This window comes from Neobacillus niacini, assembly GCF_000759675.1.
GTDB classification, from domain to species: Bacteria; Bacillota; Bacilli; order Bacillales; family Cytobacillaceae; genus Neobacillus; species Neobacillus niacini_A.
This window is the reverse complement of record NZ_BAWM01000004.1, coordinates 282,294-298,357: the sequence shown is the minus strand read 5'-3', so window position 1 is coordinate 298,357 and position 16,064 is coordinate 282,294. Positions and strand designations below refer to the sequence as shown.

The window sequence follows — 16,064 nt, the reverse complement described above, 5'->3', positions numbered from 1 at the left end:
GGGGATAAACGTGGAGGAGCCGTATGCGATGACCCGCACGTACGGAACTGTGAGAGGCGCATGAATTTTTCATGCGCCTACTCTTTTGCTGTTTTTTTCCAAGTCTTAAATTCGTCAATTTCGGCTGATAATTTTTTTAGAGCAAAGCTAATAACGGCGGCGTCATCAAGTATTCCTAACCCTACAAGAAAATCGGGGACTACGTCTAATGGAGAAACGAAATATAGGATTGCCCCTATGATGGTTAAGATTGTAGTCGGTGCAACATTTCGATATTCGCCTTTTGAATAGGCTTGGACTAAATCAAAAAATAATTGCAGCTTTTCCCAGGCATCTCCTAAAGTTCCTTTGTTGTTTCTCGCCTTGACGATTGCCTTCTTCAATAAGCCTTCGGTCTTTTTGGGATTATCGAGGTACCCTAGAGCACTTTCATTATGTTTTTTTGCTTCAAAATCTATTTTAGTATCAATCATTTCCATACACTTCCTTTGGGTGGAATACATAAAGTTAGTTTACCTCAAAAGATTCATTTCATTTAAATTAGTCCAAAAAAATACCAGGTGCTATCTTACACCTGGTATTAGTTTATGCAAACACAAATTCATCTGTCATCTCCTGAGTTTTCCCCCAGACGATTTCTTCGACCTCAAGGCCTTCAAGTGTTTCTTTCTTTAATAAGCTATCGACTAATTGCTGATACTGGTGGTGATGACTTTTAATTAGATTCTCTGCTTTTTCTAATCCTTTTTCAAACAATTCTTGCATCTTTGCTTCTTTGTCCTGTTTGTTAAAAGTTAGGGTAAAACCGCCTTGAAGCATACCGGTATCTACCATTTGTTCAATAATTTGCTTAGCTTGCTGAACGTCTCCACTGACGCCTATGCTATGTTCACCAAGCAGCATTCTTTCTGCAACACCGCCAGCTAATACCATTGCGACACGATCAAGCAAATCGCTTGTTGTTGATAAATGCAGCTCTTTAGGAATAGGTGCCACATATCCGAGTGCTTCACCGCGTGGGATAATGGTTGCCTTTCTTACAGAACCTGGCTTCGTTAATGAGGCAACAATTGCATGCCCTGCTTCATGAATAGCCACACGGCGCTTCGTGTCGAGATCCTGTAAAGAACGAGAAGTACTTCCTAATATCGTTCGATCAAGTGCATAATCAAGATCATCTTTTGTTAATACATCCTGCCCGTTTCGGACTGCACGTCTGCTTGCGGTTTCAAATAGCGACTGCAGCTCGGCTCCAGAAAAGCCTGACGTACTTTCAGCTAATCCATCTAAAGAGGCAAGTACATCATCACTAAGAGCTTTACCTTTTATATGAATATCAATGATTTCTCGTCTTCCTTTTGTATCAGGAAGCGGGACTTGGAAAGTGAAGTCGATCCTTCCTGGTCTTAGGAAGGCTTCATCTAGCATATCTTTTCTGTTCGTTGCGGCAATAAACAATATTCCATCATTTGAATGCCCCCCATCAAGCTGGACGAGGAGTTCAGTTAATGTTTTTTCTGCTTCTTCGCCACCATGGGCTTTTCTTCTGCCGGCTAAGGCGTCTACTTCATCAATGAAAATTACAGCAGGACCTTGTTTTCTTGCAGTCTGAAATAAAGAGCGGACCCTGCTTGCGCCAACACCTACGAATAACTCATTAAAAGCAGATCCGCTGGCAGAATAGAAAGCTGCATTTAATTCACGGGCGATCGCTTGAGCTAATAACGTTTTTCCTGTGCCTGGCGGTCCATATAGTAGGATCCCTTTTGGGGGCTTAATCCCCATTTTAATGGCTCTTTCTGGTTCTTTAAGTGTTGAAAGTGTCTGGAGGATTTCTTCCTTCATTTCAACACCAATCCCGCCAACATCTTCTAAACTAATGGTAGGAAGAGCGCGTGCCTGAGAAACACTATTCTTCATCGAGTTTGAAAGCCCAAAACCACCTTTTGTTTTTTGAAGTACTAATGCTGTTCCAACAAGGGCTAGTAATACAACGGCCATAATCCACTTTCCAAAGCGGCTGCTATTAGAAAAGGAATAATGAATATTATACTTCTCAACAAGTCTGTCGATCATTTGACTATTCGGTGGAACATGTGATTCGTATTTGAGGCTGCCTATTTCTAGAAGAATGCTGCCGTCAGAGTGCTCTGTCAGTACTACTGTTTTCCCATTTTGGTTTTGAATGGTTTCTTCAACAGACGAAAAGGGAATTTCAATTTTTTCATTTGTTGTTTTCATAACCCAAAAGATTCCTGCAATTATTAATAGTAACGCTGTTATCAGCGGAAAAATCTTTGATACTAGCTTTTTGCTTTGATTCACTTTTTACCATCTCCCTTAAAGAGTCTCATTCTATTATAAAATGAAATAATCATTAGGGGAGGTGGGAATGGGTGGAAATCAATTTCCAAATGGGATTTGTTTGTCACCGGTTACTTAAATTATAATATCATTAATTAGTGTCTAAAAGAAAAATTGAAGGATTGCAAAGTTTACTTCTGACCTATAAGATAGAAGTTATCGGTAAAAATTTATGTGTGTAAAAAGAGAGGAATTAGAAATGGGTAACAATTTTAAAGAAGAAGTATTATCGCGCAGGACCTTTGCGATTATCTCTCACCCGGATGCCGGGAAAACAACGCTTACAGAGAAATTATTATTATTTGGTGGAGCAATTCGCGACGCGGGAACAGTAAAAGCAAAAAAAACAGGTAAGTTTGCGACGAGCGACTGGATGGAAATTGAAAAACAACGGGGAATCTCTGTTACATCCAGCGTTATGCAATTTGACTATAATGATTTTCGTGTCAACATTTTGGATACTCCTGGACACCAGGACTTTAGTGAAGATACCTATCGTACCTTAATGGCCGTAGATAGTGCCGTAATGATCATCGACTCGGCTAAAGGGATTGAGGAACAAACATTAAAGCTTTTCAAAGTGTGCCGTATGCGAGGAATTCCCATCTTTACTTTTATTAATAAGCTAGACCGTCAAGGGAAAGCGCCATTAGAGCTCCTTGCTGAACTTGAGGAGGTACTGGGAATTGAGTCATATCCAATGAACTGGCCAATTGGGATGGGAAAAGAGTTTCTAGGAATATATGACCGATATTACAATCGAATTGAACAATTCAGAGTAAATGAAGAAGATCGTTTCATTCCATTAAATGACGATGGAGAAATAGAAGGTGAACATCCTCTAAAGGTTTCTGGACTGTATGATCAGACACTTGAAGAGATTATGCTGTTAAACGAAGCTGGTAATGATTTCTCTGCTGAAAAAGTAGCTGATGGAAAAATTACTCCGGTTTTCTTCGGCAGTGCTTTAACAACGTTTGGGGTTCAAACATTTCTAGAGACCTATCTGCAATTTGCTCCACCGCCTAAGGCTCGTAATTCTTCCAATGGAGAAATTAATCCACTTACAGAGCAATTTTCAGGATTTGTCTTTAAAATTCAAGCAAACATGAATCCAGCTCATCGTGACCGAATTGCTTTTGTTCGGATCTGTTCAGGAAAATTTGAACGGGGAATGACTGTTAATATCCCTCGTTTAGGCAAGCAAATTAAGCTTTCTCAATCCACTTCTTTTATGGCTGAGGAAAGAAATACGGTTGATGAGGCTGTAAGCGGGGACATAATTGGTCTTTACGATACGGGCACTTACCAAATTGGTGATACAATTACGTCAGGAAAAGATAATTTTCAATTTGAAAGACTTCCGCAATTTACACCTGAGCTTTTTGTCAGGGTATCTGCTAAGAATGTAATGAAACAAAAATCATTTTATAAGGGGATCCAACAGCTTGTCCAAGAAGGAGCAATCCAGCTCTACAAAACAGTGAAAACAGATGATTATTTGTTAGGTGCTGTGGGACAGTTACAATTCGAGGTTTTTGAACATCGGATGAGAAATGAATATAATGCTGAAGTAATAATGGAACGTATGGGATCTAAAATAGGAAGATGGATTGAAGGAGATGTTGTGGATGAAAATCTTTCGAGTTCTAGAAGTCTGCTTGTAAAAGATCGTTTTAATCATTATGTCTTTTTATTTGAAAATGAATTTGCACTTCGTTGGTTCCAAGAAAAAAATCCAAGTGTGAAGCTTTATAACCCTATGGATCAGGACGAGTAAGGTATGACGGGATAATTCCCGTCATTTTTTTAAGATTAAAATACAGAAAATTCAGATTTATTACTTGACTATTATTTTTGGAACGACATACAATTAGTACAAATGTGTACTTAGCATTATTTGGGAGGGGTATGATGGGATATGGTTATTTTTTCACGGGATTTCCGGGTTTTATATGCAACCAATTAATTCGGGAAGTTTTGAAAAAGAATGAATTACAAGGAATTATTTACGTACTGGTTCTTCAAGGTATGATGGATAAAGCTAGGAAGGAACGTCAAACTATTATGACAGAACTGGGTCTGAAGGATGAGGTATTTATCCTTATAGAAGGTGATATCACCCAACCATCACTCATGATCTCAGACGATAACCTTGAATTTCTAAATGGAAAAGTAACCCATGTTTTTCATCTTGCAGCGATTTATGATTTGGCAGTACCAAGGGATATTGCTTTTAGAATTAATGTTAAAGGCACAGATAATGTGAATAGGTGGGTTAAAGGGCTGACTCAATTAAAGCGTTATGTATATTTTAGTACAGCATATATTGTGGGAACACGTGAAGGAACCCTATACGAGACAGAGCTTATTCGTCCAGCCAGCTTTAAAAATCATTATGAGGAAACAAAATATGAAGCTGAAGCATTGGTTGCAAAGCTAAAAGAAGATGTCCCGATTACGATTATTCGCCCTGGGATCGTCAAAGGTCATTCACAAACAGGTGAAACGATAAAATTTGATGGTCCATATTTTATGATGAATTTTTTGGAGAGATTAAAATTCCTCCCACTGCTCCCGAGATTGGGAAAAGGAGAGGCTTATGTTAATTTGGTACCAATTGACTATATCATTCAGGCAACTACTTATCTCAGCTTTTTAGAGAAAGGTGAAGGTAAGACATATCATTTAACAGATCCACGTCCTTACCGCGCTTCTGAAATTTACACCTTTTTGATGGAGGAATTGATAAACAAGAAGCCTAAGGGGACCCTCCCCTTATCAGTTGGCAAATTGTTTCTTTCCATAAAGCCGATGAGGAAGTTTCTGGGAGTTGAAAAAGAGGCACTTGATTATTTCACATGGATGGGGCATTTTGATTGTACTCAATCTGTTAATGATTTAGAAGGTTCGGGAATTGAGTGTCCAGATTTTAAGGATGGTCTAAAGCCAATGACATCATTTTACTTAAAACAAAAGGATAATCCAAACTATCAAATACCCATTTTATGAATTTAACACAGTGATTCTATTCAAAAATAATTATTCTATACCTCGTTTATTCGGTGGGTTACTGGTAAAACTAATTTGGAAGTAACTTACAGTAGAAGCGGGATAGAGATATGAAAAAGTTAAGTAAATTAGAAGCGGTATTATGGAGTATAGCGTTTCCAGGATTCAGTCAGCTTTTAAGTGGTCAGTACATAAAAGGCCTTTTGTTTGTAACCCTAGAATTTATTATGAATGTGAACAGTCATTTTAACAGTGCAATCATGTTCAGTTTCTTAGGCGATATTGAAAAAGCTGAAAAAGTAATTAATTATCAATGGCTATTGTTTTATCCATGTGTTTATATGTTTTCTATGTGGGATGGATATCGTTATGCAATGCCGGCTGAGGAAAAGTATTCTTATTTGCCATTTGTTTTTTCTGCATATTTTGTCACAGTTGGATTAATGATTTCACCAAAGGTCACTATTTTTAAGGTCCACCCAGGTCCTGTTTTTCTACCCATGTCATTTGTCATTCCGGGATTACTCGTTGGTTTTTTAATAAAATGGTTGTTAAAATCTCGTAATTAGCTACAAATCAGACACTGATTTGTAGCTTTTTTGTTGAGAAATTTTTTTGTGCCCCCATAAAAGGCTGTTGAATATACGTAAATCTTTAGTGGAAGAAATCTTGTCAGAACCTACAAAATCCAATCTACCATCCCTATGGTATAATGGGTTTCATAGAGAGGTGAGACAATGCTAGGTTTATTGTTTTTAACCAAAAATAAAAAACGTACTTTAGAAGAGTCGGTTCTATTAATTCAACAAGGGGATCGGACATTACTAAATGAAATTATAGAGGCTTATAAACCATTTATTGCAAAAAACGTGTCTTCCGTATGCAAACGATATATTTACGAATCCGACGATGAATTTAGTATTGGTCTTATTGCATTTAATGAGGCAATTGAAAAATATTCACCTGAGAGGGGAAGTTCCCTGCTTAGTTTTTCCGAAGTTATCATCAAAAGAAGGGTAATTGATTATATTCGGAAGCAAACGAAAAACCAGCATGTTAGTATCGACTTAACATATTCATCACTCGAGGAAGAGTCTGCAGGTATGGTAATCGTAGACGAGTTATCACTCGAGGAGTATAAGAAAAAGTCCGACGAAGAAATTAGGAAAGAAGAAATTATTCAATTTCAAACATTATTAACATCATTTGATTTAAGCTTTAGCGATTTAGTTGAAAATTCACCAAAGCATGCCGATGCGAGGACCAATGCCATCTTAGTCGCAAAGCTATTAGTTGAAAATGAAGAATTAAGGAACTCATTATTTGAAAAGAAGCGTCTTCCAATAAAACAACTAGAAAAAATGGTGAATGTCAGCAGAAAGACGATTGAGCGGAACCGGAAATATATTATTGCGATTGCACTTATATTATCAAATGATTATGTTTATCTAAACGATTATTTAAAGGGGATGCTAGAGACATGAGAAAGGGAATTGTAATGGAAGTTGAGGATCCTTATTTGACATTATTAACTTCAGACGGAGAATTCTTGCGTGCCCGCAAAATGGATAGACTTTATTCTATAGGTGAAGAAATAGATTTTTTGCCTATCACTGATTATCTAAATAGCAAAAAGACAAATTCGTTTAAAAACTTTTTTACTTTAAAGACGGTTTGGATGTCCGTGGCTGTGCTGGTAATAAGTTTTGGATCTATTATTCCAGTGTACCAAAGTAATAAGGCTTATGCTTACATGTCCATAGATGCTAGCACTAGTATTGAAATGGGACTAAATAAAAACATGCAAGTAGTTGAATTAAAGGGATTTAATAAAGAAGCAGAAAAAATTATTTCTCAATTGGATGATTGGAAGAAAATGGACGCATCTGAATTAACTTCCATTATATTAGCCGAGTTAAAAGATGATGGACATATTACACATGAAGAGCCTGTTGTTATTTCAACAGTTAAAACAAACGAGCTTAAAGAGAAAGCGACCACAAAACTACAGGAAAATATCGATAAAATCAAACAAAAGGTTGATAAAAATCTTGTAGAAGTAAATATGTATACAGCCACTGAAGCAGAAGTAGAAAAAGCCCAGGATTCAGGTGTTCCAGTCGGGGTCTATCATAGAAATAAAAATAACTCGGCACAAAATAAGCAATCCAAAGAAAAAATTAAGTCACCAAAAGTGGAGAAAATAAAACAAACAGATTATACTCCATCAGAGTCTTCTGCAACTTCAACGTTGCCTCCGGGTCAACAAAAGAAACAAGAACAAAATAACAATAATCCAAATAATGACTACGAAAACCAAAGTGAATATATCCAAAATAATGATCCAATTGTAAAAGAGCAATCGAATGAGAAGCAGGCTTCTCCTGGAATAAACAAAGATGGTAATGATAAAGGCAATGATAAACAAAATCAAGTGAATCCAAGAGAAAATAACAAACATAATCAACAAGAAAAACAGAATACAAATAATCAAAATAAACCAAATATACAAGAAAAACACAATACGAATAATCAAAATACAAACAAACAAGAGAAAAATGAGAAAAAATAAGTCCGGCAAATATGCCGGACTTTTTCCATGTTTATTTAGTTGAATTATTGTTGTTGACCTGAAATTTGTGCTTGAGCTTGTTTTACTAGCCTTTTAGTAATTTCGCCGCCAACAGAACCATTGGCACGGGAAACTGTATCAGATCCTAAATTAACACCAAACTCTTGGGCAATTTCATATTTAACCTGATCAAGGTATTGCTCTATTCCTGGAACTAATAATTTATTGCTGCTGTTTGCCATTATTTTCAACTCCTTAATATCTATACAGAGATGAATTTCCTCTCTGTATTTGTATTATGATTCAATTTTCTTTTTTAATAAGTGGTAATGTTTTGCGGATTTGGATACTTATTAATAGGTTCTGTTGATTTCCTCTCCAGGCACTTCGCTTTCCGCGGGTACTAACCGCCTCCTCGGCGCTAAAGCGCCTGTGGGGTCTCCCCAGCCCCGTCCTCCCGCAGGACATTGAATAAGCTTCAGAGGATAAGCACCGCACGAAGAAAATGCGATAGCATTTTCGAGGATCTTCGTGCCTTCCGCTCCAATCAACAGAGTGCAAAATACAACAATTTTCCAATAATTTAATCACTGCCCTTGCTGACGTCTTTGTCTGGGTGCATGAAGGGATATGCTTGAGGTTTCTTTTTACTTTCCAGCAATTCGCGATTTTCAGCTGTATTCCAACCAATATCATTTGTGGGGTGAACCCATTCGTCACCAGCCATAATTTCAGGATTAGTATTTTCAGTCCAATTCTCTAATGGAGAGTTTGGTGAAGCATATATGCTATCTCCGATTACAACGCCATGTTCGTTGACGAATGGGGGCTGCATTTTGATTCCCGTGCCCTCGAAACTCGGTGCATTTATTTGGTGTGGCATTGTTTCATTGATAGTTAAGTTTTCATCTATTTCTTTATTTTCTTTGGTCATTTTCCTCACTCCTATTTTTCTTTATTTTTCGCATGATGAACAAATTTATTTATGAAAAATAAGGAAGTGATTGAATCTCTGCTTTTGATAAAAACTAATGATGTAACACAAAAGATGGGAGGACGAAAAAATGGCTAAACGAAAAGCAGAATTTAATGCAGTTGAAAAGTATACTAAAACGCCTCATAAGAATGTACAGGAAAGTGAATTTTCAGCAGAATTTACTGACAATGAAAATGCAATTAAGTTTGCAAACCGTAATTCAAAGCTTGGGAAAAAAGGAAGAAGTTAATGAAAGAGAAGAAAAGTGTGCAAAACACACGTGAGGAATTTAGCATTGAATTTGGTGACGTAAATGGAATAAAGCTGTATGAAATACTCCAGTCGAAAAATGAAAATAAAAACTCAGCAAAAAAAGAGAAATAAGCCGGCTCAATCAGCCGGCTATTTTTAATCTATTATTGAAAAGATTAGTGTTCCTTTAATTGAAGGATCAAAATAAGCTAATAAATTTGAAGGTCGGTTTACAATTTCACCAGATGATAGGTAAACTGAAAGGTCAAAGGACAAGTTTTCAATCATTGTATGCTTATACAATTCTTTCTCATCAAGGTCCAAATCCAAAAAGTTTTGTCCTAAAAGTGATGGGTTTTCTACTATTTGTTTATATATTTCAGCTCTAGTCTTTTTATTGTAGGTTTGTTCCCACCATGGCTTACGAGGCTTGTACTTATGATTCAATAAATAATCGTATTTCATCAGACCAGCAATTATATCAAGGTCTCTCACAGACCGATACTCTAGGAAAGAGAACAATCTCCGGAATAAATCTTCTAATTGATGACCAATTCTCGACCAGCCTTGTTCATCCCAATAGGCACCAAACTCTTGGAAAAAGTCAAATGGTGAAGGAAACACCTTGGTTACTAAATACTCAATTGTATGGTTCATCCGGTGATCATTCCAATATTTTTCTAACACATCCTCGACCTGTTTAATTCTGAGAATATCATCAAAGGGAAGAACATTATTCCCCAAAATTTCATATGGCGAATGATCCATATAAACATACTCATGTTCTGCCGCACGAAGTCTTAGTCCCGTTCCTCTTAACATTTTTAAAAATCCTAACTGCAGTTCTTCTGGACGAAGTTCAAATACATCATTAAACGTTTTTCGAAATGAGGAGTAGTCTTCCTCTGGCAGACCAGCGATTAAATCAAGGTGCTGGTCAATTTTCCCGCCATCCTTCACCATCGTGACCGTTCTTGTCAGTTTTGCAAAATTTTGTTTTCGCATGACAAGCTCATTCGTATAATCATTTGTTGATTGAACGCCAATTTCAAACCGGAATAGTCCTTGCGGTGCTTCATTATTCAAAAATTCTATTACTTCAGGTCTCATGATGTCAGCAGTAATTTCAAACTGAAAAACAGTTCCAGGAAGATGTTCATCAATCAAAAATCGGAACATTTCCATCGCATAGCTTCTGCTTATGTTAAAGGTGCGGTCAACAAACTTTATGGTCTTCGCACCGTTCGCCATTAAATAACGGATATCATCCTTAATTTTCTCTCTGTCAAAATAACGTACGCCTACTTCAATGGAGGATAGACAAAATTGACAACTAAACGGACAGCCTCTGCTTGTTTCAATATAAGTGACACGCTTGCCTAAATGGTCTATATCTTCAGGAAATCGATAGGGAGATGGAAGTTCCTTAAGGTCAAGTTTATTCATTTGAGGAGTGACTTTTACTTGATCATTTTCACGGTATGCAATTCCATGGACATTTTTATAGTTTCTTTCTCCATTCAGTTCAGAAAGTAACTGTTTAAATGTATATTCTCCCTCCCCGATAACAATAAAGTCGATACTTGAAACTTTTTCCATCCATTCAACAACATCATACGTTACTTCAGGACCACCAAATACGATCTGGATGGAAGGATCAATTTTTTTGATCATATTGACAACCTTAATCGTTTCTTCAATGTTCCAGATATAACAGCTAAAGCCAATTACTTTTGGTTTTTGCTGATAGAGGTCAGACACAATGTTCATGACTGGATCCTTTATCGTATATTCCTTAAGCTGGATGTTAAACTCTGGAGCTGCAAAAGCTTTTAAATAACGAATCGCCAGATTCGTATGTATATATTTAGCATTTAAGGTACTGCAAATAACGTTCATAATAAAACTCCTTCGACAAATTAAAAACAATAGTATATTATATCCTAATTTTGAAAAAAACGATAATCGATACAATAATAAACAACTGTTATAATACAGTTGTCACCCTGTTATATAATTAAAATACCTAATTAAACGCATATAAATTAAGGTTTTAAGAAAGTTTTTTAAAAGTGTTATAGAAATTTTTTGGGGATGTTTGATTTTTGTCACATCGTAAAAAAATGATTTGTTCTACAATGAATGAGGGGAATTTATTTTATAAGTATTTTCTGTCTTTTTTGAAACAAGAAGGGGAGGGACATTATGTTTATTTTACCGAAGAAAAATGAGCTTGGGTTCTTCGAGATACGCCTTGAATCAATCGGGGGTCTTGGAGCAAACTTAGCTGGAAAAATGCTAGCAGAAGCGGGGGTACTAGGTCTTGGCCTGAATGGATCTAACTTCTCGTCATATGGCTCTGAAAAGAAAGGATCACCTGTTAAAAGCTTTATACGTTACTGTGAACCAGATGTTGAAATAAGAGATCACAGCCCCATTGAACAACCGCATATTGTTGCTGTTTTTCATGAAGCACTTTATAAAACCGTTGATGTAGTAAGCGGATTGAATGCTGACGGTATCGCTCTTGTAAACACTGCAAGAGAGTTTGATGAAGTTAGAAGGGACTTAAAGTTGGAATATGGCACTCTTGCGATAATTGACGCTTTAACGATTGCAGTTGAGGAAAAAACAAAAGTAAACACAGCGATGCTGGGTGCTTTGTACCGAATTTGTGACTTTTTAGATCCAAATTCTATGAGAAACGTCATTCGAAGGACATTTGAAAAGAAATATCCACATTTAGTGGAACCTAATATACGTACGTTCGATCGTGGTTATAATGAAGTTCAATTTAAAACTTACGAAGTCCCAGAGGAAGCAAAGGGAAAAAGTTTTACTCGTCCACAGCCACAATTAGGCTATATGACACAAGAAATTGGCGGAGTAATGACCGCACAGGCTAATAGTATTTTAAAAGATTTAAGTGGATCAAGACAAGGGTTTCTTCCACAGTTCCAAAAGGATAAATGTATCCACTGTGCTGCTTGCGATAATGTCTGTCCGGATTATTGCTTCGTTTGGGATGCTGGCGAGGATAAAAAGGGCAGAAAGCAAATGTTCCTCAAAGGGATTGATTATCAATATTGTAAGGGCTGTTTAAAATGCGTAGAAGCTTGTCCAACTGACGCACTAGGAGATCTTCGTGAAATGATTGGATATGCAGAAGCTAACCGCGAGAAACAGAACTTTCCGTATCTAGCAGGGGGGATTTCGTAATGGCAATGTTAGAAGATAAAATCACTAGACAGACGATAGCTGAACAGCTTTCAACCTTTGAATCAGGAAATGAAATGGCTGCAATGGCTGCGGCACAAATTAATTACCATATTATGGGGTATTTTCCGATTACGCCTTCTACTGAAGTAGCGCAATTTTTAGACCAAATGAAGGCCCGAGGCGAACATGATATTAAGTTGATCCCAGCAGATGGTGAGCATGGTTCCGCAGGTATTTGCTATGGTGCAGCTGCCACTGGTGCCAGGGTATTTAATGCAACAAGTGCGAATGGTCTTCTATATATGATTGAACAACTTCCTGTTCAAGCGGGAACTCGTTTTCCTATGGTGATGAATCTTGTAACGCGTGCAGTCAGCGGACCTCTTGATATTAGAGGAGATCACTCTGACCTTTACTTTGCGTTGAATACAGGGTGGGTTATCTTAACAGCTAGAACTCCACAGGCTGTCTATGATATGAATATTATGGCACTAAAAATTGCAGAACACTCGAAAGTACGTTTGCCAGTTATCGTAGCCTATGATGGATTCTTTACTTCCCATCAGAAACGTCGAGTGGAATACTTTAAAGATAGAAAAGTTGTTCAACAATTTGTTGGTGAGTGTCCAACAGATTATCATTTTGCTAGAGATCCGAAAAAACCAGTTACGATTGGTGCACATATGAATGGTGATGATTTAATCAATAACCATTTCCAACAATCTGAAGCTATTTATGCTGCCGGTGAGGTATTTAGAGAGGTGGCATCAGAATATTCCCGTATTTCTGGTCGTGAATATCCTGTATTAGATTTATACAAAATGGAAGATGCAGAAGTTGCCTTATTCTTATTAAACTCTGCAGCTGAATCATCCAAAGATGTTGTCGACCAATTACGTGCTCAAGGAATTAAGGCTGGGGTTATTAGCCCAAATATCATTCGTCCATTCCCGGCAAAGGAAATCCGTGAAGCGCTAAAAAATGTGAAAGCATTATTGGTGGGTGAGCGGGCGGACTCGTATGGTGCTAATGGTCCGAATTTAACCCATGAAGTAAAATCAGCACTTCAAGAAGACAGAAATAATCAAACTATCGTCCTAAGCCGTGTTTTTGGTCTTGGGGGTAAGGATTTCTACGCAAGTGATGCTCAAAATTTCTTCACTATGACCATCGAAGCGTTGGAAAAAGGATTTGCTGAAAAGCCATTTGATTATTATGGTCATGTACCAGGTAATCCTGAAAAATATCTTAAGCCTGTCATTACACCACAACACGGTGATGTGTATAAATCTGGATTAATAGATGTGAAAATGGATGAAGAAACAAATAAACTAAAGGTAAAAATACCGCCACTTCGTGCGCTAACAACCAAACCGAAGCGAATTGCTTCAGGTCATGGTGCATGTCCGGGCTGCGGTATTTTTGCAGGATTGGAACTGTTCTTTAAGGGAATAGAAGGTGATATTGTCACATTATTCCAAACAGGATGTGCATATGTAACAACAACTTCATATCCGCATAGCTCTCATAAACAAACGATGATCCATAACCTATTCCAAAATGGTGCTGCAACCCTATCGGGAACACTTGAAGCATTTTTAGAATTAAAACGACGTGGTGAAATAGAAGTTTCTGATGATGCAACATTTGTTATGATTACCGGAGATGGAGGAATGGACATTGGTATGGGCTCTGCTATAGGTACAGCCCTTCGTGGACATAAGCTCATCATGCTTGAATATGATAATGAAGGGTACATGAATACAGGCTCTCAAATGTCTTATTCAACACCAATCGGGCATATGACAAGCACATCAGGTGTTGGAAAAGCGCAAAAGGGAAAAGGATTCCATCATAAAGACACGGCCCAAATTATGGCGGCAACCAATATTCCTTATGTATTTACAGGTGCTGAAGCCTTCCCGCAAGACTTAATAAAAAAGGGTGCAAAAGCCCAATGGTACGCACAAAATGTAGGAACCGTTTATGGTAAAATTTTGATAACATGTCCGTTAAACTGGAAATCTGAAGACCGCTACGGGGCAACTATATTGGATAGAGCTGTAAATTCTTGTTTCTTCCCGTTATATGAGGTAGAACAAGGTGTTACCAGCATTACGTATAACCCAGAAGATAAAAACAAACGTGTGGCTATTTCTGAATGGCTAAAATACATGGGTAAAACAAAACATCTTCTAAAAGAAGAAAACAAATCAATCTTAGAAGAATTTGAGGCAGAAGTTGAAAAGAGATGGCTGCGTCTTAAAGCAAAGCACGAAAATCCATTCCTTTAAGTGAAATAAAAGGTAAAGCGGAAAATTAAATTGCGCTTTACCTTTTTTATTTGAATTTTCCCAATCTGAAATACAAACAATATTTTTATTTTATTGTCAAGTAAAAAGGATTTTATATTATAATGTAGAATATTAGATAAATTAGATTACCATATTTTGGGCTTCGTGAGGCAGGTGGAGTAAGTGGAAAATACAGCAAAACATTTACCTTTTATTGCAAGCGACAATGAAAAAATCGAAGGAAAAGGCGGAACCTCTCATGAATTTACTAACCCATCTTTGATGGAAAAGGAATTGCGGGAAAGTGAACAAAAATTCCAAAGAGTATTTGAAGATTCCATGGACGGCTTGATTTTATGGAATGACAAGTATCGAATTGTCGATATCAATTGTTCTGCAATGAGAGTGTTTGGTCTTTCAAAAGATAGACTGGTAGGACGGTCCTTACTCGATTTATTTAGTAGTGTAGAAGAGAAAAAACAGGAAATTATAAGTCATATCCAGCAAGTAACGCAGATAGGCAAGAAATGTTCATCCATGATAATAGAAATGATGGACGGAAAAGTGAAGCATTTTGATTACTCCACTAAGAGCGGAATTGCTGATGGTCTAAATCTTACGGTTATTATTGATGTAACTGAAAAGGCAGAAATGCAGGAGCAGCTCCGTAAGTCAGATCGGTTAAATATTATTGGTGAGCTTGCTGCTGGAATTGCACATGAAATAAGAAATCCAATGACCGCTTTGAAAGGATTTATTCAATTACTTGAGTCAAGTATTAAAGCTCAACACTCAATGTATTATGATGTGATTACCTCTGAGTTAGCGAGAATTGACTCTATTATTAATGAGTTTCTAATCCTTGCTAAACCTCAGGAAATTAGATTTCAAGAGAAAGACATTTGCCAAATTATGAGGGAAACAGTAGATTTATTAAGTGCACAAGCAGTACTATATAATGTTCAATTCGATACTTATTATGAAGCAAAATTGCCATTGCTTTATTGTGAACCGAACCAATTAAAGAAGGTCTTTATAAATCTTATTAAAAACGCAATTGAAGTCATGCCTAGCGGAGGAAAAATTAATATTGCGATAAATTCACTTGAGGAACAATATATACAGATATCAATCAAAGATGAGGGATTCGGGATTCCTAAGGATAAAATAAAAAAACTAGGAGAACCCTTTTATACCACAAAAGAAAAGGGTACTGGGCTTGGATTGATGGTCAGTTATCGAATTATTGAGGAACATAAAGGGAGTATCAAGGTAGAAAGTGAAGAGGGAATAGGAACTAGATTTCGGATTACTTTACCATTTAGTCATATCGCTAAAAGTTAGAAAACCACTACCGATAATTGGAAGTGGTTTT

15 protein-coding genes are annotated in these 16,064 nt (G+C 37.0%); 10 read left to right on the top strand and 5 right to left on the bottom strand.

What is annotated here, in order from left to right:
- Positions 1 to 77: 77 nt before the first annotated feature.
- Both TR08_RS02540 and TR08_RS02535 read right to left on the bottom strand, forming a co-directional pair.
- On the bottom strand, positions 78 to 473 hold the full coding sequence (locus TR08_RS02540) for a YkvA family protein (protein WP_238579058.1): 396 nt from the start codon (positions 471 to 473) through the stop codon (positions 78 to 80).
- Between the two features lie 112 nt (positions 474 to 585).
- Entirely contained in the window at positions 586 to 2,325 is a 1,740-nt protein-coding gene (locus TR08_RS02535) for an AAA family ATPase (RefSeq protein ID WP_045515507.1), read from the bottom strand.
- Positions 2,326 to 2,563: 238 nt separating this feature from the next.
- Between TR08_RS02535 and TR08_RS02530 the strand changes: the two genes are divergently transcribed.
- From TR08_RS02530 to TR08_RS02510, 5 genes are all read left to right on the top strand, one after another.
- Positions 2,564 to 4,144: a peptide chain release factor 3 gene (locus TR08_RS02530; protein ID WP_045515506.1), complete on the top strand. Its 1,581-nt coding sequence runs from the start codon at positions 2,564 to 2,566 to the stop codon at positions 4,142 to 4,144.
- Between the two features lie 134 nt (positions 4,145 to 4,278).
- Complete coding sequence (locus TR08_RS02525; RefSeq protein ID WP_045515505.1) at positions 4,279 to 5,376, top strand: SDR family oxidoreductase; 1,098 nt, start codon at positions 4,279 to 4,281, stop codon at positions 5,374 to 5,376.
- A 110-nt stretch (positions 5,377 to 5,486) separates the two neighbouring features.
- Positions 5,487 to 5,945, top strand: coding sequence for a hypothetical protein (locus tag TR08_RS02520; RefSeq protein WP_045515504.1), 459 nt, complete (start codon positions 5,487 to 5,489; stop codon positions 5,943 to 5,945).
- Positions 5,946 to 6,113: 168 nt separating this feature from the next.
- The gene (gene sigI / locus TR08_RS02515) at positions 6,114 to 6,860 is read left to right on the top strand and encodes an RNA polymerase sigma factor SigI (protein ID WP_045515503.1); all 747 of its coding nucleotides are present in this window, start codon (positions 6,114 to 6,116) and stop codon (positions 6,858 to 6,860) included.
- The gene (locus TR08_RS02510; RefSeq protein WP_045515501.1) at positions 6,857 to 7,948 is read left to right on the top strand and encodes an anti-sigma factor domain-containing protein; all 1,092 of its coding nucleotides are present in this window, start codon (positions 6,857 to 6,859) and stop codon (positions 7,946 to 7,948) included. The genes sigI and TR08_RS02510 overlap by 4 nt, the downstream gene beginning before the upstream one ends.
- A 44-nt stretch (positions 7,949 to 7,992) precedes the next feature.
- On the opposite strand, the gene TR08_RS02505 is transcribed toward TR08_RS02510, so the two are convergent.
- Together TR08_RS02505 and TR08_RS02500 are read right to left on the bottom strand one after the other, a co-directional pair.
- Positions 7,993 to 8,190: an alpha/beta-type small acid-soluble spore protein gene (locus TR08_RS02505; RefSeq protein WP_045515500.1), complete on the bottom strand. Its 198-nt coding sequence runs from the start codon at positions 8,188 to 8,190 to the stop codon at positions 7,993 to 7,995.
- A 341-nt stretch (positions 8,191 to 8,531) separates the two neighbouring features.
- Positions 8,532 to 8,882 (bottom strand): DUF3905 domain-containing protein, encoded by a 351-nt coding sequence (locus TR08_RS02500; protein WP_045515498.1) that lies wholly within the window; start codon positions 8,880 to 8,882, stop codon positions 8,532 to 8,534.
- A 130-nt stretch (positions 8,883 to 9,012) separates the two neighbouring features.
- Between TR08_RS02500 and TR08_RS32320 the strand changes: the two genes are divergently transcribed.
- On the top strand, positions 9,013 to 9,174 hold the full coding sequence (locus TR08_RS32320; protein ID WP_193747660.1) for a hypothetical protein: 162 nt from the start codon (positions 9,013 to 9,015) through the stop codon (positions 9,172 to 9,174).
- Positions 9,174 to 9,308 carry a hypothetical protein gene (locus TR08_RS33515; protein ID WP_274520986.1) on the top strand — a complete coding sequence of 45 codons (135 nt, stop codon included), beginning with the start codon at positions 9,174 to 9,176 and terminating at the stop codon, positions 9,306 to 9,308. Before TR08_RS32320 ends, TR08_RS33515 begins: the two co-directional genes overlap by 1 nt.
- Before the next feature lie 24 nt (positions 9,309 to 9,332).
- Here TR08_RS33515 and TR08_RS02495 read toward each other — a convergent pair whose 3' ends face one another.
- Complete coding sequence (locus TR08_RS02495) at positions 9,333 to 11,075, bottom strand: B12-binding domain-containing radical SAM protein (protein WP_045515497.1); 1,743 nt, start codon at positions 11,073 to 11,075, stop codon at positions 9,333 to 9,335.
- Positions 11,076 to 11,381: 306 nt separating this feature from the next.
- Here TR08_RS02495 and TR08_RS02490 point away from each other — a divergent pair, with 306 nt between their 5' ends.
- The 3 genes from TR08_RS02490 (at position 11,382) to TR08_RS02480 (ending at position 16,033) form a co-directional block, all read left to right on the top strand.
- Positions 11,382 to 12,395 (top strand): 2-oxoacid:acceptor oxidoreductase family protein, encoded by a 1,014-nt coding sequence (locus tag TR08_RS02490; RefSeq protein WP_045515496.1) that lies wholly within the window; start codon positions 11,382 to 11,384, stop codon positions 12,393 to 12,395.
- Positions 12,395 to 14,689, top strand: a complete 2,295-nt coding sequence (locus tag TR08_RS02485; protein ID WP_045515495.1) for a thiamine pyrophosphate-dependent enzyme — start codon at positions 12,395 to 12,397, stop codon at positions 14,687 to 14,689. The genes TR08_RS02490 and TR08_RS02485 overlap by 1 nt, the downstream gene beginning before the upstream one ends.
- A gap of 183 nt (positions 14,690 to 14,872) precedes the next feature.
- Positions 14,873 to 16,033 (top strand): PAS domain-containing sensor histidine kinase, encoded by a 1,161-nt coding sequence (locus TR08_RS02480; protein WP_238579057.1) that lies wholly within the window; start codon positions 14,873 to 14,875, stop codon positions 16,031 to 16,033.
- Positions 16,034 to 16,064: the final 31 nt, after the last annotated feature.

Excerpts from the sequence above, each read along its gene's own strand:
- TR08_RS02540 (WP_238579058.1), bottom strand. The coding sequence starts at position 473 with ATGATTGATACTAAAATAGATTTTGAAGCAAAAAAACATAATGAAAGT.
- TR08_RS02530 (WP_045515506.1), top strand. The coding sequence starts at position 2,564 with ATGGGTAACAATTTTAAAGAAGAAGTATTATCGCGCAGGACCTTTGCG.
- TR08_RS02525 (WP_045515505.1), top strand. The coding sequence starts at position 4,279 with ATGGGATATGGTTATTTTTTCACGGGATTTCCGGGTTTTATATGCAAC.
- TR08_RS02520 (WP_045515504.1), top strand. The coding sequence starts at position 5,487 with ATGAAAAAGTTAAGTAAATTAGAAGCGGTATTATGGAGTATAGCGTTT.
- sigI (WP_045515503.1), top strand. The coding sequence starts at position 6,114 with ATGCTAGGTTTATTGTTTTTAACCAAAAATAAAAAACGTACTTTAGAA.
- TR08_RS02510 (WP_045515501.1), top strand. The coding sequence starts at position 6,857 with ATGAGAAAGGGAATTGTAATGGAAGTTGAGGATCCTTATTTGACATTA.
- TR08_RS02505 (WP_045515500.1), bottom strand. The coding sequence starts at position 8,190 with ATGGCAAACAGCAGCAATAAATTATTAGTTCCAGGAATAGAGCAATAC.
- TR08_RS02500 (WP_045515498.1), bottom strand. The coding sequence starts at position 8,882 with ATGACCAAAGAAAATAAAGAAATAGATGAAAACTTAACTATCAATGAA.
- TR08_RS32320 (WP_193747660.1), top strand. The coding sequence starts at position 9,013 with ATGGCTAAACGAAAAGCAGAATTTAATGCAGTTGAAAAGTATACTAAA.
- TR08_RS33515 (WP_274520986.1), top strand. The coding sequence starts at position 9,174 with ATGAAAGAGAAGAAAAGTGTGCAAAACACACGTGAGGAATTTAGCATT.
- TR08_RS02495 (WP_045515497.1), bottom strand. The coding sequence starts at position 11,075 with ATGAACGTTATTTGCAGTACCTTAAATGCTAAATATATACATACGAAT.
- TR08_RS02490 (WP_045515496.1), top strand. The coding sequence starts at position 11,382 with ATGTTTATTTTACCGAAGAAAAATGAGCTTGGGTTCTTCGAGATACGC.
- TR08_RS02485 (WP_045515495.1), top strand. The coding sequence starts at position 12,395 with ATGGCAATGTTAGAAGATAAAATCACTAGACAGACGATAGCTGAACAG.